The following is a 22,562-nucleotide window of genomic DNA, read 5'->3' on the forward strand; positions in this document are numbered from 1 at the left end:
GATATACACATACTGTATAATACGAACCAGTTAAAAATGATCAACTACCTATTAGTTTTCAAACCAAAAGGAGGAGAAAATATGAGCTTCGGTGGTTCTTGTGGTTTTGGTGGAGGTTTCGCTTTATTAGTTGTGTTATTTATTTTATTAATTATTGTTGGATGTAGCTGTTGGAGCTAAGGGTACTAATTTCTAATTAGTCTTCACAAAATGTAAACTTAAAAAAACATAGCAGATACTTGTTGTATCGAAATAAAAAAGGAGCATAATGGCTCCTTTTTTATTTATTATATGGAATACTCTCATCACTATATTTTGGGAATGTAATAGTTAGAGCCGTTCCTTTATTAACAATACTTCGGATTTTTAAAGTACCTTGCATTGTTTCGATAATTTTAACAGCAACCATCGTACCTAAACCAGTACCTTTCGTTTTTGTACTAAAATATGGTTCGCCAAATCGATTTATTTGCTCTTGCGACATTCCAATTCCACTATCTTGAATCCTTATTATGACTTTATTATTACTAGCAGTTGCAGAAATAATTAGATCACCGCCACTAGGCATTGCTTCAATACTGTTTTTAATTAAGTTTAAAAAACATTGGTGGAAGTGCTGTGTATTACCAATAATTGTCCCCCCGGAGAACTCTTTTGTAATATTAATAGTGTTCATATTACATAAAGGCAATATCATATTAATTACTCGATGTAACTCGTGCTCCACAGAGATACGGTCTAGTTTCTCTGATGCTGGCTTAGCAAAAGTTAAGTAATCATCAATAATTATTTGTGCTCGATTTAACTCTTCAAGTATATGTTCAATATATTCATTCCTGGACTCTGGGGTTAAATTGGGTATTTTTAAAAGTTGAGTAAATCCTTTTACGACAGTCAAAGGATTCCTTACTTCATGTGAAATACTAGCAGCGAGTTGGCTGACAATCTCCATTTTTTCAATTTTAATTAACTTTGATCGCATGATTACCGCATCTTTTAAAACTTCATTAAAATAGACAACAAATAACATTAATGTAGTTGGTAATAGAATAAAATAAATAATATATAAATTATTAACTTCAAAATCTGATAAAGTTAAAACAATAACAGTTGTAAATATTGCAAGGAAAAAAGTTAAAAACATAGACGAAGCTACTTTAATTTTTCTATTGTATGTATTAAATTTAGCTGATGCGAATGCTGTAATAATAAATATTGTTCCATAAACAATAATTGTTAATAGACTAAAACCATAAAACATAAAACGTGTTATTAATAAAATAATGAGTAATATAATACCGACAGGAAACCCACCATAAAGTGTTCCTATTAAAAAGGGTATTTGTCTTAAATCGTGAATGCAATTTTCATCCATATAGATAGGATATCGCATACATAAAATAAGTGGGATGCTCGTACAAAGAATAATAAGTAGTTTTTTGTATTTTTTCCCAAAGAGCCCACTATCATAAACGAAATAAAAAACAAATATACTACTTAAAATATAAAGAAGATTATTTAAAACATTTTGATTTATGTAAATAAAGTTCATAATACATGCCCCGTTATCCTGAATTTCAATTCCATATGTATTATACATTATAAAAGTAATAGTTTTACATATGTCTAATAAATATATAAATTTTTTATAGCTTCTGAGTAGTATGTACTTCTAACCATGCATTATAAAATTCTTCAACTGACGCATAGCGTTCGCTTCGATTTTCATTTACAGCACGATAAGCTATTTCAAATAAACCTTTACTAGCTTCCCATTTTATAAAGGAACGATCTTGTCCGCCACCTAAAAGTGTGAAAGCCATTGCACCCATATTAAATACATTCGTTTTTCCATCTATTATTGCGTTAAGCTGAAATTCTTCAGGGGACATAAAGCGTGATGATCCCCATAATCGCCCCATTGTATTTATGTAAGGTTTTTTGCTGTATAAATCAATTTCGCAAATTTTTGTTTCATTTGTTTTAAAGTTATACAAAATACTACCATCATAAAAATCAATAGCTACATAGTTTTTATGCTCTACATAAGCATGAAAAGAAAAAATAGAATGTAATGAAATAAGTCGGTCCTTAACGGATAATTTCTTATATTTATAAAATGGTGAGTTAGAATCTTTATATTTCGCCGGGGGTGGGAAACTCCAGTGCGGATGAAGACATTCACCATCAAACCACTCAAAAATTAAAACATATCCATGTTGTACTGGAAAGTGTCCAATTAAGTTTATAAGTGAATTGTGCTTTAATTCATTGTAAAGAATAACTGAATTTTTTAATCTTATTATCGCTGCATCTGTAGACCCTTTATATGCTATTGTTTGTGCCCCTGCATATTTAATAAATTTCTTTTGACCATTCTTTTCAACCCCAAAGCAAATATTACCCGAATCTTGTTGATCAAAAGCTACAAATACTTTTCCTAATTTCATAAGCCAATCAAAATTATGATGCTCTTTTAATTGGAATGTTATATTATTTAACTGAATTTCAACTGGAATATCTTTCATTATTCACCTCGGATTAAATATAATTAAATTGTATATTGCAGTATTCGACATATTTTGTGAAATCCCTATGTTATTAACGTGAAATTTTATAAATATAATGATGTACAGTTATAAGGAGGAAAGAAAATGGATGAAAAAATCATAATTAAACCGTACCAACATCATTGGCATAAAGAGTTTTTAAATGAAAAAAATAAAATTACGTCTTTATTAAATAAAGAAGTGATAACAATGGAACATATAGGAAGTACAGCGGTAGAAGGATTAGGAGCTAAACCTCTTATTGATATGATGATTGGCGTAACAAACTTACAAATTACTGAAAATTGGACTGAAAGCCTTGCGGAAATTGGATATGAATATGTTCCTAAAAAAAACTCTAATTGGCGTTTTTTTAGAAAAGGGAAATGGAGAGCTGGTACCCACCATTTACATGTTTATATTTATAATAGTGAAGAATGGAAGAACAACCTTTTATTTCGAGATTTTCTCATAAAGCATGAATGGGCACGAAAAGAATATAGAGGTTTAAAAGAAAGACTTGCTACTACATATCCTTTCGATCGAGTTGCTTATACAAATGAAAAAGCCCCGTTTATTCAAAAAATAATAATTTTAGCTAAAAGGGATCTATACAAAATTTAAGTCGTTTTGAAATTCTCATTTTATTTTAATCTTTCTCTCATGTTACTTTCTTTTTTATTTGATACACTGCTTGTTACAAAGCCTTTATAAGTAAGGGGATAAAAAATGGAAAAGATACTAAGAAATAAATATGTTCATATGTATGTTAAAATAATAGGTATTACTATTATTATTTGCAGTGTAGCATTGCTATTTATTAATGTTTTGTACGGGAATGTATTAAATGTAAAAGGATTAAATAAGAAATTAGGTTCTTTCGGTGAATATGGGGCAATTCTAGCTGCATCATTATGGTTGTTACGTCAAATATGGTTATTTTTAAAGAAGAAAAATATGCACGGATTTAAAATAATTAAAGAGCTATATCTTTTTATAAAACAGTTTCACGTATTAATTGGATACGCTGTAATAGCTGTTGCGACTACTCACGGTATTTACTTTTTAATAAAAGGAAGTCGTCATATTATACTAATATACAGTGGTATATTTTCTCTATTAGCCTTAATAGCATTAGGGATTGCAGGATTTGTTTTACAGAAATCTAATCAGAAAACAAAATTGAAGATGTATCGAAAAGTACATCAATTCATTGCGGTTATATTCGGAATAGGATTGCTTATTCATTTAATCGTATAGGAGGAAGTATCGTTGCAATATATATTAATTATTGAAGATGAGGAAAGCTTAGCAGAGTTTTTAGAATTAGAATTAAAGTACGAAGGATATAAAGTAGATATACAACTTGATGGAAGAAAGGGATTAGAAGTAGCACTTGAAAATAGTTATGATCTCATTTTACTTGATTTAATGTTACCAGGATTAAATGGACTGGAAGTATGTCGTCGACTAAGAGCAACTAAAAATACACCTATTATTATGTTGACTGCTCGTGATAGTATTATGGACCGTGTGACAGGGTTAGATAGTGGAGCTGATGATTATCTTCCAAAACCGTTTGCGATTGAAGAACTTTTAGCACGTATGAGAGTTATATTTAGAAGAGAAGAAAATATAGAGCATAAGCACACATCTTCTCTTACGTTTAAAGACTTACAGCTTCAAATTGAATCTCGAACTATAACTAAAGGAAATGAAGAAATCGAACTTACAAATAAAGAATTCGAGCTACTGCTTATGTTTATGAAAAATATTAATCGAGTTCTTACCCGTGATATTTTACTTGACCAAGTATGGGGATATGATGCAATGGTTGAGACAAATATCGTTGATGTATATGTTCGTTATTTACGGAATAAGTTACATAGTGTAGATAAGGAGGAATATATCCAAACAGTTCGCGGTGCTGGATATATAATGAAATGATAAAAAACATTATGTACCGAATTCGAAATTTACCTATAAAGTGGAAATTAACACTTTGGTCCACTACACTTGTATTCATATTGTTTATTTTGTATAGCGCGTTACAATTCATTGTAATTAATAAGTGGACTATAGATTATGAACAGAAACAAATAAACAGACAAGTGACAGAAATAGCAGCATATTTTCAAGATAAAAATGATACACTCTCGAGCAAAACATTTGAAAATAGTAAAGAATTTCTTAACAATATGATTGATAAACATCAAATGATTCGTATTATAGGAAATGATGGAAAATCCATTGTTACTGTTTCGCGAGATTTTAATGAAGCGTGGATAGAACCAAAAATGGTTTCACAAGATGAATCATTTATAAAAAGACAGATAGAAGATCGAATTTTAATTGAACGAATACCAATTCAAACAAAAGAATTTACAGGAACTATTGAACTTGCGAAAAACTTAGAGACATTTGATCATTTATTAAAAATAATTTTAGTGGTAATGGTTATCGCAGGGATATGTGGATTAGTGCTTAGTTTTTTAGGCGGGATACTTATAACGAAAAAGCTTTTATCAAGTGTCCAAAACATAACGGATACGATGAAGCGCATTAAGAAAAACGGACTAAATGAAAGAGTTCCAGTACGAGAAAATAATGATGAACTCGCAAAATTATCGATTCTTTTTAATGAAATGATGGATGAGGTAGAAACTTCTTTTACACAGCAAAAACAGTTTGTAGAAGACGCATCGCATGAATTACGAACACCATTAACAATTATTCAAGGGCACTTATCAATGCTGAATCGATGGGGGAAAAATGATCCAGCAGTATTGGATAAATCTCTTCAATCCAGTCTAAAAGAAGTAGATCGATTAAATAAATTAGTTTCAGAATTGCTAGAGCTATCAAGAGCTGAATCAGAACAGATGCATCCAATAGCAGTCGAACAAGTCCATGTTAATAGCGTATTAAAACAAGTTACACAAAACTTTGCAGTACTTCAAACTGACTTTCAATTTGATATGAAATTGGATGCAGAGGAAGCATATATTTCAATGCCATCATCTTACTTAGAGCAAGTTATTATTATTGTAATGGATAATGCAGTGAAATATGCAAAAGAAGTTAATAAGTATATTTGCATTGAATCAAGTATACAATCGGGAAAAGTTAAAATTCGCATAATAGATCATGGAGCGGGAATACCTGAAGGGGATTTACCATTTGTTCTTAATCGTTTTTATAGAGTCGATAAAGCGAGAAGTCGAAAACAGGGTGGAAATGGTCTGGGTCTATCTATAGCAAAAAGGCTTGTAGAAAAATATAACGGAGCTATTCAATTAGAGAGTAAAGAAAACGAAGGAACAATTGTTACGATTACATTTCCTTATGCTACTCATTAATAGTTAAAGGTAGAAAATTCTTTTTGAAAAAACTCTTTAAAAGGAGGAATACATTTTGTATTTCCTCCTTTTTTGATGCTTATTAATCAAATTATTTTATTTATTTCGATATTTCTAGTACATTGAAAGTATTAAGGGGGAATAATGAATGAAAGCTATTGTACATCAACATAAAAAAGGATTAAAAGGTTTAGAATATAAATTATCATCTGAGATAACTCCTAATGTTGGGGAAGTTAAAGTGAAATTAAAAGCAGCAGGTTTAAATCATCGTGATTTATTTATAATAAATAATAGAAGAGAAATGAAATCACCTTTAATTTTAGGATCAGATGGTGCAGGTATTGTTACGGAATTAGGAGAAGGTGTTTCAAATATCACACTACATACAGAGGTTATTATAAATCCTAGTATTGGATGGAATAATACTCATGAAATACCAGAGTTACCTGAAGTATTAGGTGGACCAGCAGATGGAACGTTTGCCGAATATGTTATTCTGCCAGCTGAAAATGTAGTGAAAAAGCCATCCTATCTTTCGTGGGAAGAATCGGGTGTGTTATCTTTATCGGCATTAACTGCATATAGAGCGCTTTTCACAAAAGGTAGATTGAAATCCGAAGAACATGTTCTAATTCCGGGAATTGGCGGTGGTGTAGCTACTTATGCTATGTTATTTGCTAAAGCAATCGGAGCAAAGGTGAGTGTTACTTCAAGGATAGAGAGCAAAAGAAAGGCTGCAGAAAAATATGGAGCAGACTTTTCTTTTAATAGTTCTGGTAATTGGGAAGAGTGCTTACATGGCGAAAAAGTAGATTTAATTATAGATAGTATAGGGCCAGCAACTTTCTTAAAATATTTTGATATATTAAAACCAAATGGAAGAATCGTTAATTTTGGTGCAAGTTCAGGAGATAAAATTGAATTACCTTTACGAGCATTATTTTATAATCAAATCGATATTATGGGAACATCAATGGGAAGTAGTGAGGAATTTAATGAGATGATTCATTTTATAGAGGAACATAATATTAAACCAATCATTGATAAAGTATATCCATTAGAAGAAGCAATTCAAGCTTTAAATCGAATGCAGCAAGGAGAACAATTCGGTAATATAGCCCTTCGTATGAAATGAAAATATGATTTCGTAGCGAGTATATTTAAATGAACATGTTAAGTATTATTTTCATACATAGAGTGTTTACCATACTATTTTAAATGTTTTACAACTTTTATACAGATTTAGCACGTGTAAATAGTTACACGATTGTCAAATTAATAGTAGCAAAATGAGAATTAGATGAGAAAAGTTTAAGCCCATTTTCATATTAATGTTGTATACTGTGTAAGTCAAGAACACTTGTATCTTTATTTAAAGTACAATGAGAAAGAATAAGGAGAGAGTAATATGAATTACACAGTATTTCAATGGATTAATAATTTTGCTGGATCATCCAAGCTATTAGATACGCTAATGATCGCTATTACAAATAGTGTTCCATATGTAGCTATTTTATTTATGCTTATCCTATGGTTCAATAATGGAAAGAAAGAGAATGCAATTAGAAAACAATATACAGTGTTATATACGACACTTTCAGTTAGTATTGCATTATTAGTAAATGTTCTTATACATGCGGTATATTATCATCCGCGTCCTTTTATTACACATCATGTAAATCAATTAGTACCGCATGCAGCAGATTCATCATTTGTAAGTGATCATTCCGTACTTGTATTTTCGATTGCTTTCGCATTTATTCTTAGAGGAGAAAAACTTAAATATATCGCGCTTATATGGGCAATATTAGTCGGTGTATCACGCATGTACGTAGGTGTTCATTATCCTCTAGATATACTTGGTGCTGCGTTCTTAACATTTATTACAAGCGGATTAGTAATGCAAAGTACACGTATATTTGAACCGTTAGCAAACTTTATTTTCAAAATGTATGCACTAGTAGCAAAACGAGTTCCTTTTTTAGCGAAATATAACCACATATCGTAAACTTAAGAACCTACAAAAAAGTAGGTTCTTTTTATTTGAAGATTCTAAAATTTCACTTACCGTATTTAATATGTAAAAACATAAAACGATAAGAAACAATTGGCAACATAGATTGTTTTCTTATCGTTTTAGAGGAATTCACTAAAAAAACTTCGAAAAATATAGTATCTAAAATAAAAAAGCGCATATTTGCATTAATAAATTGTAAAGGAAAGGAGATAAGTATGCATAAACTTCAAACGAATAAAGGCGCTCGATATATGATGATTGCTTTTATTGTTTTGTTTCTTACTATGCTTTTACGTATATTTTATATTCAAGCTGTAGGAGTCGTGCATAATGTTAATGTAAAGGATCTTGCGAATGAACAACATAACAAAAATGGAGTTCTGGAAGCAAATCGTGGTACAATTTATGACCAAAATGGGAAAGTATTAGTTCAAGATTCAACAACATATCGCATCGTTGTAAATTTAAAGGGAAAAGATAAATTAAAAGATAAAGAAGACACTGCTCAACGTTTAGCAGATGCGCTTGAAGTTGATAAAGAGGAAATCATGAAAAACTTCCATGAAGGACGTACACAAGTTGAAATTGGTAAAATTGGTCGGAATTTATCTAGAAATGTGAAGGAAACAATTAAAGATTTAAAAATACCAGGTGTATCTTTTAAAACTGAAAAAGCCAGAGTATATCCAAATGAAGATTTCGCTTCTTATATACTAGGTTTTGCAAGACCAGATGATAAAGGCAATGCAGAAGGGAAATTTGGTCTTGAAAAAAGTTTAGATAAATATTTGCGCTCTACAAATGGAAATATTTCATATGTAGGCACTCGAAAAGGAATTCCGCTTACAAATGATATAGAAAAAATAGAACCTGCTAAAAATGGGCATAACGTATATCTCACATTAGATAAACAAATTGCTAGTTTTTTAGAAGAAGCGATGAATAAAGCACAGCAACACTATGATCCTTCTATGTTAGTAGGTATTATTGCGGATCCAAAAACAGGTAAGATTTTAGCCATGTCTAGTAAGCCTAGTTATAATCCTAACAAAGGAGACATTGAATATTTTTTAAATGATCCAATTGCAAACGCATACGAACCAGGGTCTACAATGAAAGTTTTTACATTAGCTGCAGCAATTAATGAAGGTGTATATAACGGGAGAGAATATTTCCAATCAGGAAAATACGCAGTTGGTTCAGCAGAGATTAAAGACCATAATGGTGGTTATGGATGGGGTTCTATTACATTTGATGAAGGGTTTGAACGATCATCAAATGTCGGCTTTTCTATTTTAGAAGATCAGTTATTGAAGCCAAACAACTTTAAGAAGTATATGAATAAATTTGGATTCAATCAAAAAACAGGCATAGATCTACCTGGAGAAAGTAAAAATACATTATTGTTAAACACACAGATTCAACAAGTTACTACTTCTTTCGGTCAAGGTTCAACTGTAACTCCTATTCAATTAGTGCAAGCTGCTACAGCAATAGCGAATGACGGGAAAATGATGAAGCCATTTATTGTTGATAAAGTTGTAAATCCAACAAACAATCAAGTTATTATGGAAAATCAACCTAAAGAAATAGGGAATCCGATTAAAAAAGAAACTGCAGATAAGGTAAGGAACTTAATGGAGCGTGTAATAACTTCATCAAAAGGAACGGGAACGATGTATAAAGTTGATGGTTATCCGATTGGTGGTAAAACAGGAACAGCACAAATTCCAAATCCTGAAAATGGACGATATATGGAAGGAAAGGAAAATTACATTTTTTCATTTCTAGGAATGGCTCCGATTGATGATCCACAATTAGTCGTATATTTAGCCATTAAGCAACCGAATTTAAAGGGGGATGAGTACGGCGCTCAGCCTCTTGCTGAAATTTTTAAACCAGTTATGAAAAATAGTTTAGAATATTTAAAGGTGAAACCATATACAGAAAAACAAATGGCAGATGCAACGAAGCAATCTCAAATAAAAGCACAAAATTATGTGAACCAATCGATGGATAAAGTAAAAAATATTGCAGAAAAAGAGAAACTTCAGCCAGTATTATTAGGAGAAGGGAAGATAATAAAACAATATCCACAGGCTGATGAGGTGATAAGTGAAGGAGATCGTATATTTCTAGTAGGAAATAATGTGAAAATGCCTAACTTAAAAGGTTGGTCAATGCGTGATGTTATGTATTTATCAAAATTATTTAAATTAGATTTAAAAACGACAGGTACGGGCTATGTGACGAGTCAAAGTATTGAAAAAGGACAAGATTTACAAGAAGGGGCTACTTTAAAGCTAGACTTAGAGCCTCCGTTACAACCATTAGCAGAAGCGAATACAAATTAATAAGGATTTTGAAATAGCCTATAGATAATAGGCTATTTTTGATAAGGTGACAAGCAATTTCACGCACCGTATTTTTTATAAAAAATATTAAATAAAACATTTATCAGTTGCTAAAACAAAAACCCTTTCATATATATAAATTAGAACAGTCGTTCAATTTTAAGGATTACAAGGTGAAAGGAGCCACCTGTGACTAAAAGACGATATGATGGCGAATTAGCCAAACAAATTATAGCTGAAAAAGCCACAGAGTTATTTTCTTTAAAAGGATATACAAGGACCTCGATTGAAGACATCGCAAAAGCATCCGGCTACAGCAAAGGGCATATATATTATCATTATAAAAATAAAGAAAACTTATTTGTTTATTTAGCTAAAAACAGTATGCGAAACTGGCACGAAAAGTGGATAACAGCAGAAAAAGATTACAAGAACGCTACTGAAAAATTATATGGAATGGCTAACTATGTACTATATAATTATACAACCCCTTTATTGAAAGCAGGTCAAGAACTTGCTTCGGATCCAAGCACAAACTCTTCTACAGTTCAGCAACTTTATGGTTTAGCTGTTGTCCCCTTAACTGCATATCAACAAATTTTAGATGAAGGTATAAAAAGTGGTGAATTCTTCATAAACAATATTGAAAACTCAAGTCTTTTATTAGGAGCATGGCTAGGTGGATTATGCCAGTTTATCTATTCAATTGAAACTGAAAAATTAGAGCTCTTATTTGAAGAAGCGATTACAATTTTTTTGCTTTCTATTTCAAACAAACCTGTTTAACACTCTTACATCTTTTATTCCATTTATTTATGGAAGGGGAGTTCTGTGAAATGAAAATAGGATTATATGGAGATAGCTTAACAGAAGGAAGGCCAGGTATTTCATTTTATAACATATTAAATGAAGAATTTCCGAATGATACGTTATACAATCTTGGTAAACCAGGCGAAACGGTTATAAGTTTAACAAATCGAGTAAGCTCCCAAATACCCAAAAATCATTTTGATATTTCTTTCTTATGGATTGGTGTAAATGATATTTATACAAAACTATTAAAGGTAAAAGCAAATCCAATAACATCAAATGAAGTGGAATTCCAAGAACACTATAAGCTATTGCTCGAGAAAATTATGAGTCACTCCAACATAGTCGTTGCAGTATCGCCTACGATTGTTGGAGAAAATATAAATAGTGAATGGAATAAACAAATAAGGGTATTAGGAAACACTATATTTACACTATCGAAACAATATGAAAATGTATTGTACCTTGATTTATATATAGAATTTGCATCATTACTCGAAAATAATAATCCCTCTGAATATATAGCAACTAACCCCATAAAGATAATGTGGGAAGCTTTATTCTTAAAAAAGCAAGAAAAAATAGATCTTGTATCACAAAAAAGAGATCTATATTTGACTTTAGATGGAGTGCATTTTAATAGTAAAGGCGCCGCATTGGTTGCTAATCAATATGCTAAAATAATTCATTTAATAAAGAAATAAGTGAATTGTGATACGTTAATTAGAACGATTGTTCAATTTCTTACTTTCGTCCGTATACTTTAAATATATTGACAACGGGAGATGTTTATATGGATGAGCAAAAAGTCGCGATTATCACTGGCGGAGCTTCTGGAATTGGGAAATCTTTATCTATTCAATTAGCCAATAAGGGGCTATTTATAATTATTGCAGATATTAATGAAACTGCTGGCCAAGAAGTTGTGAATTATATTAGAAATAACAATCAGCATGCTAGGTTTGAAAATTTAAATGTTACAAATGCTGAATCTGTCGAAAAACTGATAAATAATATATATAATGAATTTGGAAGAATTGATTATATGTTTAATAACGCAGGAATTGCTATGTACGGAGAAGTACTAGATATGTCATTAAATGATTGGAAACGAATAATTGAAATAAATTTATTAGGAGTAATTTATGGTACGCAAGCAGCTTATAAGCATATGAAAACACAAGGATTTGGATATATCATTAATACAGCATCTGCTACAGGACTAGGACCAGCTCCACTTTGTGCTGCCTACGCTACAACAAAGCATGCTATTGTAGGGTTAACAACTTCATTACATTATGAGGCAGAAGAATACGGTGTAAATGTAAGTGTGCTTTGTCCAACTTTTGTAGATACACCTATCTTTGAAAAATCAATTGCAATTAATATGAATAAGAATCACATTATGAAACAACTAAAAACAAATAAGCCAATTTCAGCTGACAAGTTTGCTGAAATTGCACTGAAATCTATTCATAAAAATAAATTAGTAATATGTCCAATGCCGTTTAAAAAAACAATGGACGTATTTTTTACTATATTTCCTTATTTTCATAAAAAACTAATGCGTTTCGTATGCCGAATTGGACGAAAAGCAAAAATGACACAACTTTAAATATCTGATTATTTTTTATTTACAGTTAAATAAACTTGTGATAATATGGAAAAAATTAAATGCAGTGAAGAGAAGAGTAAATAAAATGAATTTTTCACAGAGAGCTCCATTTAGCTGAAAAGGAGTAAAAATTCTTTATTGAACCAAGCCTCTGAGCAGCACATCGGAACCTTTTATGAGGGGGTGGTGTGACGGGAGCTCCCGTTATAGAGATAAGGTATAAGCATGAAAACAATGCAGTACCTGATAAGGTTGATATGGCGACATATTAATAAACTAGGGTGGCACCGCGATGATAAATCTCGTCCCTAAGACTTTAAGTCTTGGGGGTGGGATTTTTTTTGTTTTAAAACAATTTAGAAAGCGGGGACCTAAAGTGAAAAAATTGCTTAAAGATTGGAAATACCCTTTATTACTACTGTCTGGAGTTGGTATTGCGAATTTAGGTGCATGGATTTACTTAATAGCACTGAATATACTTGTCTATAATATGGGAGGCTCAGCCTTAGCTGTTGCTACTTTATATGTGATAAAACCATTAGCCGCTTTATTTACAAACGCTTGGTCAGGAAGTATGATAGATCGTTTAAATAAGCGGAAGTTAATGGTTTATCTCGATATATATCGTGCAGTATTTATCGCTATTTTACCCTTGGTTCCATCCCTTTGGATTGTCTATCTCTTAGTATTCTTTATAAGCATGGCCAGTGCGATTTATGAACCGACTGCCATGACGTATATGACGAAATTAATTCCAGTAGAGCAAAGACAGCGTTTCAATTCATTACGTAGTTTAATAGGATCTGGTGCATTTCTAATTGGTCCAGCAGTGGCGGGGATATTATTAATAACTGGCACACCAGAGTTTGCAATATATATGAATGCTATAGCATTTCTGTTATCGGGGTTCATTACATTACTTTTACCTAATCTTGATAAAAAATACGATTCTAATACATCCAGTGATAAATTGTCTCTAACTGTATTAAAGAAAGATTGGAACATAGTTTTAAATTTCAGTAAAAAATCTATGTATATCGTTTGTGTTTACTTCTTATTCCAGGGAATGATGGTATTAGCTACTGCTATTGATTCACTTGAACTATCGTTTGCAAAAGAAGTTTTATTGTTAACAGATAGTGAGTATGGCTTCCTAGTTAGTATCGCTGGGGCGGGATTTATTTTAGGCGCAATAACTAATACAATTTTGTCAAGAAAATTAGCACCTTCATTTCTTATAGGAGTGGGTTCGTTATTTATCGCAATCGGTTATTTAGTCTATGCTTTTTCAAATGAGTTTTTAATAGCTGCTATCGGATTCTTTATTTTATCTTTCTCTATGGCATATGCAAATACAGGATTTTATACATTTTATCAAAATAACATCCCTGTTCATATGATGGGACGAATCGGAAGTATATATGGGCTTGTTATTGCGACAATAACCATTTTTATAACGATACTGTTCGGCGTTGCAACTCAATTCATTTCTATACAACTTGTAGTCATTGTAGGTGTATTAGTAATGCTACTTATTACTATCATATTGTGTGTGTTTACTTTATTACCTTCAAGGTTCAAGGTATATTCAGCTGAAGCAATAGATTCGAAATAATTTTTTCTTCCTTTTTACAATTAGTGGTACGTAATTAGAGGGTTCTTCCATCTATATATTGAACAATAATTAGGTAGAAGAACATTATTGGCATATGAGGGTGGTTGTTATGATTAATACAAATGATGCGGTTGAGAGGATTGTAAAAGAACTGTACCAAGAATTAGAGTTTTCTGGAGTAGTCTTAATTAAAAGAGAAAATGACATTATCTACGAAAGTTCGTTTGGATATGCTAACCGAAGTGAACGAATAAATAATACGCTACAAACACGATTTGGCATTGCTTCAGGTTGTAAATTATTCACTGCAATTGGCATCTGTCAACTTGTTGAAAAAGGTGTAATTACTTTTCATACAAAATTAAAAGATTGTTTACATATTGAATTTCCAAACTTCGATAAAGATATTACAATACATCAACTTTTAACACATAGCTCTGGTATTCCTGATTATTTTGATGAAAGTATTATGGATAACTTTGAGGACCTTTGGAAACAAACGCCTATGTATCTTTTAAAAGGTTTAAGAGACTTTTTACCATTATTCCAAAACAGTACTATGATGTTTACACCAGGAAGTAAGTTTCACTACAACAATGCCGGTTTTATCATACTTGGATTAATTATAGAACAACAGACGGGACTCGAATTTACGGAATATATAAAAAAGAATATATTCATGCCAATTGGAATGAATGATTCCGGCTATTTTTCTTTAGATAAATTACCAACGCATACAGCCCTTGGATATATAAAAGATGGAAATAACGAAAAGTGGAGAACAAATACATACTCTATACCTATAAAGGGCGGTGCTGATGGTGGGGCTTACATTACCGCACCGGACATGTTGAAATTTTGGGAGGCTCTATTTAACAATGAAATATTAAACCGCGAATATACGAAGTTACTTTTAACTCCTCACATTTTGGTAAACGATAGTCAGTCTTACGGCTATGGAATATGGATTGAGAAAAAACAAAACAACATTATTAAATATCATGTAATGGGTTATGATCCAGGTGTGAGTTTTCGCTCGGCCGTATACCCAGACTTAGGAATTACATTAGTTATTCCATCAAATAAAGGGGCAGGACCTGAAAAATTAATGGCAGAAATAGAAGGAGTTTTTTGATTACATGGATATTAAGATTAGGGCATATAAAAAAGACGATGAAATAGGCTGGGTACGTTGTCGTGCGTTATCTTTTTTAGATACTGCATATTATGATAATGTATTTAGAGAGAAAGAAAAATATGAAAATCCTGCTATTGAATTAGTAGCTGTACATGAAGATCAAATAGTGGGTTTAATAGATATTGAATACGAATTAGAAGAACGTACTGTATGTTCAAGAGGAACTGGTCTTGGCGGTATGATTTGGCATATTGCAGTTCATCCCGATTTTCGCAGAAGGCGAATTGCTAATCGTCTATTAAATGAAGCAGAAAAATTAGCAAAAGAACTTAAGCTAAATCGACTGGAAGCATGGACTAGAGACAATCTATGGGTACATGGATGGTATGAAAAAAACGCTTTTGTAAATGTAGATTCATATTTGCACGTATATTCCGATCATACGGACGAGATAAAAGATGTTATGAAAAGTAATATAAATCAGTTATATCCAGTTCATACATTTGCTCATTATACAGGTGAAAATAAAGATGAAATAAGAAAACAATTTAAACGGGTTCATGATTGTATCTGCTTTGAGAAGTATTTTAGTTAATGAGCTAAGTCATCAATTAAAAGCCTTTTTTTGATTTATAATAACTAAAAGTTTAAACGAGTTCATAAAAAATGTACTTGTTTTGAATAAAGGTACTAAAAGACGTACGAGTAAAAAGTACGTCTTTTTGCTTTTATAAATAATGCTTAAGACTGATGAAAAATCACATTCTATATTTTACAATTCAAAGTAGCTATTGTATTTCAAGTATGGAATAAAGAAAGGGAAATATAATTTTTAAAGGGAAGTGAGTAAATAGGGGGGATTTAATTGGATATTATCGTTGTTATTCTTATTATCGTTTTAATGCAAGGGAAAGAACGTAAAATAAAAATTAATCGTATTTGGCTCGTTCCAGCTTTATTGTGTTATGTAACAATTCAATCCATTGTTCACATGGAGCAAGTAACTTTATTGCAAGGACTTCTTTTCGTTGCAATGCTTGGAATTGGATTGGTCCTTGGAATTATAAGAGGCAAAGCTTTAACATTTCGATTAGATAGTGAAACGGGTCATGTATTACGAAAAGGAAATTTGTTAAGTACAGTTATTCTCCTTGTTATTTTAGGTGCGAAAATCGTAATTAAGCAAAGCATGTTTTCTGGCAGTACGCCCTATACATTAATGATTGTAACGAATGCCTTTTTATGTATCACATTAGGTACTGTTATTAGTAGACGATATTATATTTGGAAGAAATATAATGAATTAACACAAAAAGTATAAAAAATTCATCCCTTGTTTAACAATCTTTTGAATGGTGATACTAATTAACATTGAACTTTTTATAATAAGGGATGATATTATGATTTTTATCTATACAGACTTCGGTGGAACACATACAACTTCACTCGCTGCAGCTTATCATCTAAATAAATTACCAACTGATCGGAAGTTAACGAAAGAAGAAATTTTAAATGTGGATTACTTTAATAAATTGAAAACAGAAGATATGGGGAAAATTATTTTTCATGGACAAGATGAATATGGGAATCCTGTATATACAATTGGATGCGGGGCATCAAAAGTCGTTGTACCTGCGATGAAGCATTTAGGAGAGATTCTGCAAAAACATTATCAAAGTCATGAAAAGATTATTTTTTCTAATACATCACCAACAGTGCCTTTACCAATGACTTTAGGTGGTCTGTTTTCTAGAAGGTTACACATCGACTTTATCGGTGTACCGTTACTCGTATGGGGAGCGAAAATTTGCTGTGATAACATACAACGACTTGTTAGTTATACGAAAGAAGCTGGGCGATTGACCAATGATTATGTTGTAATTTTAGATAATGAAACCTTTAAATAATGTAGTATTAAAAGAAAATCGGGGAAATATCCTGATTTTCTTTTTTATTTGTGAAATAGACAAAAAATATTCACATTTAATATTCATCTACTATAGCAAAAATAAGAAAGTCCTGTTACTATTACAGGGATATTCTCTTTTTATAATATAAATATATAGAAAAGTCAGAAAAGAGGAATAGAATTAAGGGAGGAACAACATGAAGCGTGTTGCTTGGATTACTGATAGTACAACTGCGAGTTTTACAACAGAAGGAGATAACTTTGTTATCCCAATTGAAGTTATTATTGATGGAGTGCCGTACAAAGATTGTGAAGAAGGTGTTCGTGAACGCGTCTATAATGCGTTAAACGAAGGAAAAACTGTCACTACATCACAACCTAACATTGGGGAAATGGTAGAGTTATTTACGAAATGTAAAGAAGAATACGAAGAAGGATTCGCAGTCGCTATTAGCGGAAAAGTAAGTGGAACATATCAAAATATGAAGCTAGCTGCAGAAATGGCAGGTTTCCATTTAACTGTATTAGATAGTGAAACAACAAGTTATCCAATGGATGAACTAATTAGAAAAGCGAAATCGTTATACAATGATGGTATGACTTTACAAGATATACACAAAACATTAGTAGATGAAAAAAGAAGGCCTTTTCATGTATTTCCAAAGAGTTTAAAAGGTCTATATGCAAGTGGTCGTGTAAAAGGAGTACAATTTTTACTTGGAAGTTTATTAAGTGTCAACTTAATATTGGAAGTAAAAGGTGGGGAACTTTTACTTGAAAAGAAAGTGCGCAAAATCCAAAAGTGTAGAGAATACATTAAAAATGAACTTGAGAAAGAGCTACCAAAAGTACTCCATATGTTCCATGCTAATGATAAAGATGGTGCTGAGGAATGGATTTCAGATATAAGACAAGCATTCCCTGAAATGGATTTCAAACTGTATCCATTACCAATTTCATTTGCTGTTCATGCCGGTGAAGGTACAATAGCAATTAGTTATTAAAAAGAAAACCCGTGAATGATTCGCGGGTTTTTTTATTATATAAAACCTTCATTACATCATCCCCGTATCATAAATAATAATGTATAGATAAAAGGATTTTCTACTATAAAAAAAGAAGTATTTATAAAAAAATACTATAATGGTAGTGATATTATGAAAATCGGTAAATTCGGAAAGATAAATAATCTAAGTATAGATACAATCAGACATTATATGGATCTCGGACTAATTATTCCTGAAAAGAAGGGTGGCCACTATTTTTTTGATGAGTATTGTCAAAAAGATGTAGAGCTTATATTAGAGTACAAATGGCTAGGATTTAGCTTGAATGAAATTAAAGAACTTTTTCTTTATAAAAATTTAGCGAAATCTATGAATTACGAAAAAGATACTTTTTACCAATCTTTATTTAAATTGAAATACGAAAAGATTGAACAAGAAATACAAATTTTAGAGGAGAGAAGAGATAAATTAAAAGAAGTGTTAAATGATTTATCTCTAACAAATGAAACTTCGAATTCTATTATAGGGATAGATTTAAGCATACTTCATTTACTTATATGTTCTAAGTGTAGCAAAAACCTAATTCTTCAAAATGGAATTATTAAAAGCAATCAAATTACAGAGGGGCAGTTAATTTGTAACTGTGGTGAAGAATACATTATTACTTCAGGGATTATGACAGCTGGTAAATTATTTAAAGCAAATGAGCGAACTTCACTTGAAGATTCTATTTCGGATTATATTCATGAAACTGATACTGCATATTTGGAAAATATGCATAGAGAGGGAGAATGGGCGAAAAAGAAACTAATACAATTAGATTTAAATAACAAAATTCTACTTGATATAGGATCGGGTCTTGGGTTCTTTTTGCGAAACATTTATGAAGAACTACCCGAAGATTGCTTATATATTGCAGTTGATCGAGATTTGAATAAACTGCTATTTTTAAAAGATGTATTAGAGAGGAGTAATCCGAAAAGAAACATCCTCTTTATCTGTTCTGATTTTTTAAATATACCTATTCAGAATCAGTCTGTTGATATTGTAATTGATCAGTCTGGTACTAGTAATTACAGTTTTGAGCATGAAAATTTTTTACTTCACAAATTAAATTCTCTTTTAAAACCTGATTGTTTTTTATTAAGTTTATTTATTTTATTTAAAAATTTTAGCATAAACAGCCAAATTGCAACTAGGTTTCGAGAAAATTTTACACTTTCAAAAGTAACGAAAGAAATCCAAAATCTACAGTTTCAATCTATTGATGAAAGAACTTCAAGTTATTTGGAACGAGGCGGAAAATACGAGGATTTCTTTGTTCAAGGAGAAGAAATTTATACATATTCATTTTTCGGAAAAAGATGGGGGTAATCCCATCTCTACATGATTGTGCGACATAGAAAAGTTGTATATGACACCTAAGATATCAAATAAGGTTTTCATCTCATACCTATGGGATTTTCGTCCATTTTTCTGTAAGAGATTAAACAGCAGTTTTATATACTCATTACGTTTTAATTTATTATTGCTATTTCTTTTGGATTTATAATAGTTATGATTATTAAAGCTTTTGGAAAATAAACATTGAGTGATTAATCAACATTTGTCTATAATCTTTATTGAAAATATTATAATATTTTAAGTGAGCGTTATCTACTTAATATTCAGCACGTTAATAGGAATTACTAATTATGTTTAGGAAAGTTTGGTGAACGAGTTATGTCTAAAGTGGATAGGAGAATAACAAAAAATCAAAAAGCTATTAAAAAAGCTATTACTGAACTGATGTGTACAAAATCATTTGATGACATTACTATACAGGATATTGCTAATAGCGCAGATGTTAACCGAGGGACCATTTATCTTCATTATATTGATAAATATGATTTGTTGGATAAATTTATTGAGGAACATATTAACGAATTGCGTGGAATCTGTGAGATGCCATCTCAAAGTGCTTCTACAGATGGAATCACTAGCTCATTCGAATATTTTGAAAGCAATTATATATTTTTTTCAGCGATGTTATGCAGCAAAGGAGCCCCATTCTTCCGAAAACGGTTCCTGGAGTTTTTCATTGAAAGTATCAAGGATGCTAGGAGGATAAATACAAATGAGGGGAAAAATAAAGGGGTAAAAGAAGAAGTTATTCTTCAATTTTTGGGGGCTGCTTGCGTACAAGTAGTGGAGTGGTGGTTTATGAACAAAATGCCTTATCCACCACATGTAATGGAGCAACAACTTGAGATATTGATTGAAAGAAATATATAGGTGTCCCTATTACCGTTTTAACCCTTCTTATCATTTTGAAAACTATAAAAGGTTTACGTAAATGATAAAAATGTACCCTATAGAATAGACATAGAAAAAAGTCCATTCTATAGGGTATTTCTTGGATGATAAGAGAAAAATTAAGAATAGAGTAGGTTCAAAATAACAAAAAAACTATTTACAGAAAAGAAATCCGAATTTTAATAGGATCGTAAATTCGAAAAATCCTCTTAAGTGTTATTAGTTACCATATTTCAGTTTGAAAATCTCTTCAATTTCCTCATCAATTGAGGAATATTTGGGAATCCAATGTAATACATTAGTTGCTTTGGTACTGTTTAAATTTGTATTTATACCGAACACAAGAGAGGGGGCCTCTCCCCAAAGTACTTTAGCTTCTTCGAACGAAATGCTGTTTGTTTGTACAACAAAACCTAGTTTGTCACTGATTGACAGGGCAATACTTTTCATATTCATGTCGAAACTTGCTGGATGATACAGTTCACCAGCAGGAGAATTCTTCAATGCTAACCAATAGAGTTCTGCCAAATCTTCTACATGAACAAAGGAGATAAGATTTTCCCCCTTATTAATATAGAAGCTAGCTTTTTCTTTCATGGCCGTATCGATTAAAAATGGGAACATATAGTTTTTTCCCTTGCCATAAATGTGAGGAATTCTAATAACAATCGTTCTAATTCCAAATTCTGCTGCCTGTAAAACCATATTTTCTGTTTCTACCCTCTTAGCAACAAAAGAAGGTGGATTAATCGCAGGTATTTCTTCAGACATATGTGGAGCTGCTTCTCCGATTTTTTGTAAGTCCGCAATAACCATTGCACCACTTGAATATATAAAGGTTTTATTTGTTCCTTTCATTGTATCTAGAACTGTTTTGATAGCTTCGTGATCCTCATTAAATGCAGGAGCTCCATCATTAAATGCATTACCTGGTGCAGCTACATGAATCACTGCATCTACTTGTTCTGTAGCTACTTTTAATGTTTCTGGTTTAAAAATATCTCCCTTTATTGGGGAAATGCCCATTCTTTTGATTTTTTCATATGATTCTATAGATCTAGCCAATCCATAAAGTTCAACATTTTGTTTTTTGAAATTTTCTACAATCGTTGAACCTAGGTATCCAGTTGCGCCAATAATAAGTACTTTCATACATGTACCTCCTAAAATATTCATTATAAAACTTGTTTGTAATATCAGTTAAAGCAAATGAGATCTTGTTAATCAACAACTGTTTATAATTATAATTAATAGGAAACTACATACAATGGTTAAATTAGCTGGATTTGTTGGATATTCAACAAAAGTGTTGAAAGTGTTAATTATTTTAAGGTGTTTTGGTGAACTCATGTATTAAAATGAATTCAGCTTCTTAATTAGAAAGTGTTTATAAGAGTGGTGAATAGATAATCAAAAGATTAATAGTCTATGGCTAGCCCAAATAAAAAAAGTCCGGTTTTATAACCGGACTTTTTATTAAAACAAGCGATTCACTTCCTCTTTTACTTATTAGACGAATTATATAGTAACACCAAAGTTAAATTAAATAGAAGTGTGCATACCATATCTATATTTTTTGTAAATAAAAGTAAAAGAGAGTGTTAATCTATACGTTTAGCACTCACATGGCATTCTCTTGTCAGCGTATGTCTAGTGAGAGAAAAGATAGCCAAACCTAAAGATAGAAGAACTAGAAATCCGCCAACCCAGGCCATGTTGGCGACATTATTTACTTGTTTTAAAGCTATACCTCCGGCTGCAGATCCGAGTGAAATTCCGATTTGTAGTACGGAATTATTAAAACTTTGCTGTATATCTGATGTGTCTGGGGCAGTTTGGATTAAATACCTTTGTTGATTTTATCGTTGTGGGAGTATACCAAAACCTTAAG

22 protein-coding genes, 1 pseudogene and 1 other annotated feature are annotated in these 22,562 nt (G+C 31.4%); of the genes and pseudogenes, 19 read left to right on the forward strand and 4 right to left on the reverse strand.

The window, feature by feature from the left end; all coding sequences use genetic code 11:
• Positions 1-81: 81 nt before the first annotated feature.
• A complete protein-coding gene (locus tag VK90_RS28705; protein WP_000007808.1) occupies positions 82-180 on the forward strand; it encodes a YjcZ family sporulation protein in 99 nt (32 codons plus the stop codon).
• 100 nt (positions 181-280) lie between these two features.
• Here VK90_RS28705 and VK90_RS14395 read toward each other — a convergent pair whose 3' ends face one another.
• Both VK90_RS14395 and VK90_RS14400 read right to left on the reverse strand, forming a co-directional pair.
• Positions 281-1,600: a sensor histidine kinase gene (locus VK90_RS14395; RefSeq protein ID WP_048373725.1), complete on the reverse strand. Its 1,320-nt coding sequence runs from the start codon at positions 1,598-1,600 to the stop codon at positions 281-283.
• 46 nt (positions 1,601-1,646) lie between these two features.
• Entirely contained in the window at positions 1,647-2,528 is an 882-nt protein-coding gene (locus VK90_RS14400; protein ID WP_048373727.1) for a serine/threonine protein kinase, read from the reverse strand.
• 126 nt (positions 2,529-2,654) lie between these two features.
• Here VK90_RS14400 and VK90_RS14405 point away from each other — a divergent pair, with 126 nt between their 5' ends.
• The 18 genes from VK90_RS14405 (at position 2,655) to VK90_RS14490 (ending at position 20,650) form a co-directional block, all read left to right on the forward strand.
• Positions 2,655-3,173 carry a GrpB family protein gene (locus VK90_RS14405; protein WP_048373730.1) on the forward strand — a complete coding sequence of 173 codons (519 nt, stop codon included), beginning with the start codon at positions 2,655-2,657 and terminating at the stop codon, positions 3,171-3,173.
• Between the two features lie 105 nt (positions 3,174-3,278).
• The gene (locus VK90_RS14410; RefSeq protein ID WP_002172174.1) at positions 3,279-3,809 is read left to right on the forward strand and encodes a hypothetical protein; all 531 of its coding nucleotides are present in this window, start codon (positions 3,279-3,281) and stop codon (positions 3,807-3,809) included.
• 12 nt (positions 3,810-3,821) lie between these two features.
• Positions 3,822-4,496, forward strand: coding sequence for a response regulator transcription factor (locus VK90_RS14415; protein ID WP_048373733.1), 675 nt, complete (start codon positions 3,822-3,824; stop codon positions 4,494-4,496).
• Positions 4,493-5,908 carry a HAMP domain-containing sensor histidine kinase gene (locus VK90_RS14420; RefSeq protein WP_048373735.1) on the forward strand — a complete coding sequence of 472 codons (1,416 nt, stop codon included), beginning with the start codon at positions 4,493-4,495 and terminating at the stop codon, positions 5,906-5,908. Before VK90_RS14415 ends, VK90_RS14420 begins: the two co-directional genes overlap by 4 nt.
• A gap of 148 nt (positions 5,909-6,056) precedes the next feature.
• Positions 6,057-7,046 carry a zinc-binding dehydrogenase gene (locus VK90_RS14425; protein WP_048373738.1) on the forward strand — a complete coding sequence of 330 codons (990 nt, stop codon included), beginning with the start codon at positions 6,057-6,059 and terminating at the stop codon, positions 7,044-7,046.
• A gap of 273 nt (positions 7,047-7,319) precedes the next feature.
• The gene (locus VK90_RS14430; protein WP_002172170.1) at positions 7,320-7,919 is read left to right on the forward strand and encodes an undecaprenyl-diphosphatase; all 600 of its coding nucleotides are present in this window, start codon (positions 7,320-7,322) and stop codon (positions 7,917-7,919) included.
• A 224-nt stretch (positions 7,920-8,143) separates the two neighbouring features.
• Complete coding sequence (locus tag VK90_RS14435) at positions 8,144-10,282, forward strand: penicillin-binding protein (RefSeq protein ID WP_048373740.1); 2,139 nt, start codon at positions 8,144-8,146, stop codon at positions 10,280-10,282.
• 189 nt (positions 10,283-10,471) lie between these two features.
• The gene (locus tag VK90_RS14440) at positions 10,472-11,068 is read left to right on the forward strand and encodes a TetR family transcriptional regulator C-terminal domain-containing protein (protein WP_048373742.1); all 597 of its coding nucleotides are present in this window, start codon (positions 10,472-10,474) and stop codon (positions 11,066-11,068) included.
• A 50-nt stretch (positions 11,069-11,118) separates the two neighbouring features.
• Positions 11,119-11,796, forward strand: a complete 678-nt coding sequence (locus VK90_RS14445; RefSeq protein ID WP_048373744.1) for an SGNH/GDSL hydrolase family protein — start codon at positions 11,119-11,121, stop codon at positions 11,794-11,796.
• An 89-nt stretch (positions 11,797-11,885) separates the two neighbouring features.
• Positions 11,886-12,707: an SDR family NAD(P)-dependent oxidoreductase gene (locus VK90_RS14450; protein ID WP_048373746.1), complete on the forward strand. Its 822-nt coding sequence runs from the start codon at positions 11,886-11,888 to the stop codon at positions 12,705-12,707.
• Between the two features lie 55 nt (positions 12,708-12,762).
• Positions 12,763-13,020: a binding site (T-box leader), on the forward strand.
• Between the two features lie 63 nt (positions 13,021-13,083).
• Complete coding sequence (locus VK90_RS14455) at positions 13,084-14,322, forward strand: MFS transporter (RefSeq protein ID WP_048373890.1); 1,239 nt, start codon at positions 13,084-13,086, stop codon at positions 14,320-14,322.
• A 109-nt stretch (positions 14,323-14,431) separates the two neighbouring features.
• A complete protein-coding gene (locus tag VK90_RS14460; protein ID WP_048373748.1) occupies positions 14,432-15,457 on the forward strand; it encodes a serine hydrolase domain-containing protein in 1,026 nt (341 codons plus the stop codon).
• 4 nt (positions 15,458-15,461) lie between these two features.
• A complete protein-coding gene (locus VK90_RS14465; protein WP_048373750.1) occupies positions 15,462-16,055 on the forward strand; it encodes a GNAT family N-acetyltransferase in 594 nt (197 codons plus the stop codon).
• Between the two features lie 270 nt (positions 16,056-16,325).
• A complete protein-coding gene (locus VK90_RS14470) occupies positions 16,326-16,781 on the forward strand; it encodes a DUF1453 family protein (RefSeq protein WP_048373752.1) in 456 nt (151 codons plus the stop codon).
• Between the two features lie 79 nt (positions 16,782-16,860).
• Positions 16,861-17,367 (forward strand): DUF3189 family protein, encoded by a 507-nt coding sequence (locus VK90_RS14475; protein ID WP_048373754.1) that lies wholly within the window; start codon positions 16,861-16,863, stop codon positions 17,365-17,367.
• A gap of 199 nt (positions 17,368-17,566) precedes the next feature.
• Positions 17,567-18,373, forward strand: coding sequence for a DegV family protein (locus tag VK90_RS14480; protein ID WP_025149091.1), 807 nt, complete (start codon positions 17,567-17,569; stop codon positions 18,371-18,373).
• Positions 18,374-18,526: 153 nt separating this feature from the next.
• Positions 18,527-19,750, forward strand: coding sequence for a methyltransferase domain-containing protein (locus VK90_RS14485; protein WP_048373756.1), 1,224 nt, complete (start codon positions 18,527-18,529; stop codon positions 19,748-19,750).
• Between the two features lie 348 nt (positions 19,751-20,098).
• Positions 20,099-20,650, forward strand: a complete 552-nt coding sequence (locus VK90_RS14490) for a TetR/AcrR family transcriptional regulator (RefSeq protein WP_048373758.1) — start codon at positions 20,099-20,101, stop codon at positions 20,648-20,650.
• Positions 20,651-20,890: 240 nt separating this feature from the next.
• Here VK90_RS14490 and VK90_RS14495 read toward each other — a convergent pair whose 3' ends face one another.
• Positions 20,891-21,823, reverse strand: coding sequence for an NAD-dependent epimerase/dehydratase family protein (locus VK90_RS14495; RefSeq protein WP_048373760.1), 933 nt, complete (start codon positions 21,821-21,823; stop codon positions 20,891-20,893).
• A 449-nt stretch (positions 21,824-22,272) separates the two neighbouring features.
• Positions 22,273-22,527: pseudogene (locus VK90_RS30725) on the reverse strand (MFS transporter); the annotation flags it as partial.
• Between the last annotated feature and the right edge of the window lie 35 nt (positions 22,528-22,562).

This window comes from Bacillus sp. LK2 (genome assembly GCF_001043575.1).
GTDB lineage: Bacteria > Bacillota > Bacilli > Bacillales > Bacillaceae_G > Bacillus_A > Bacillus_A paramycoides.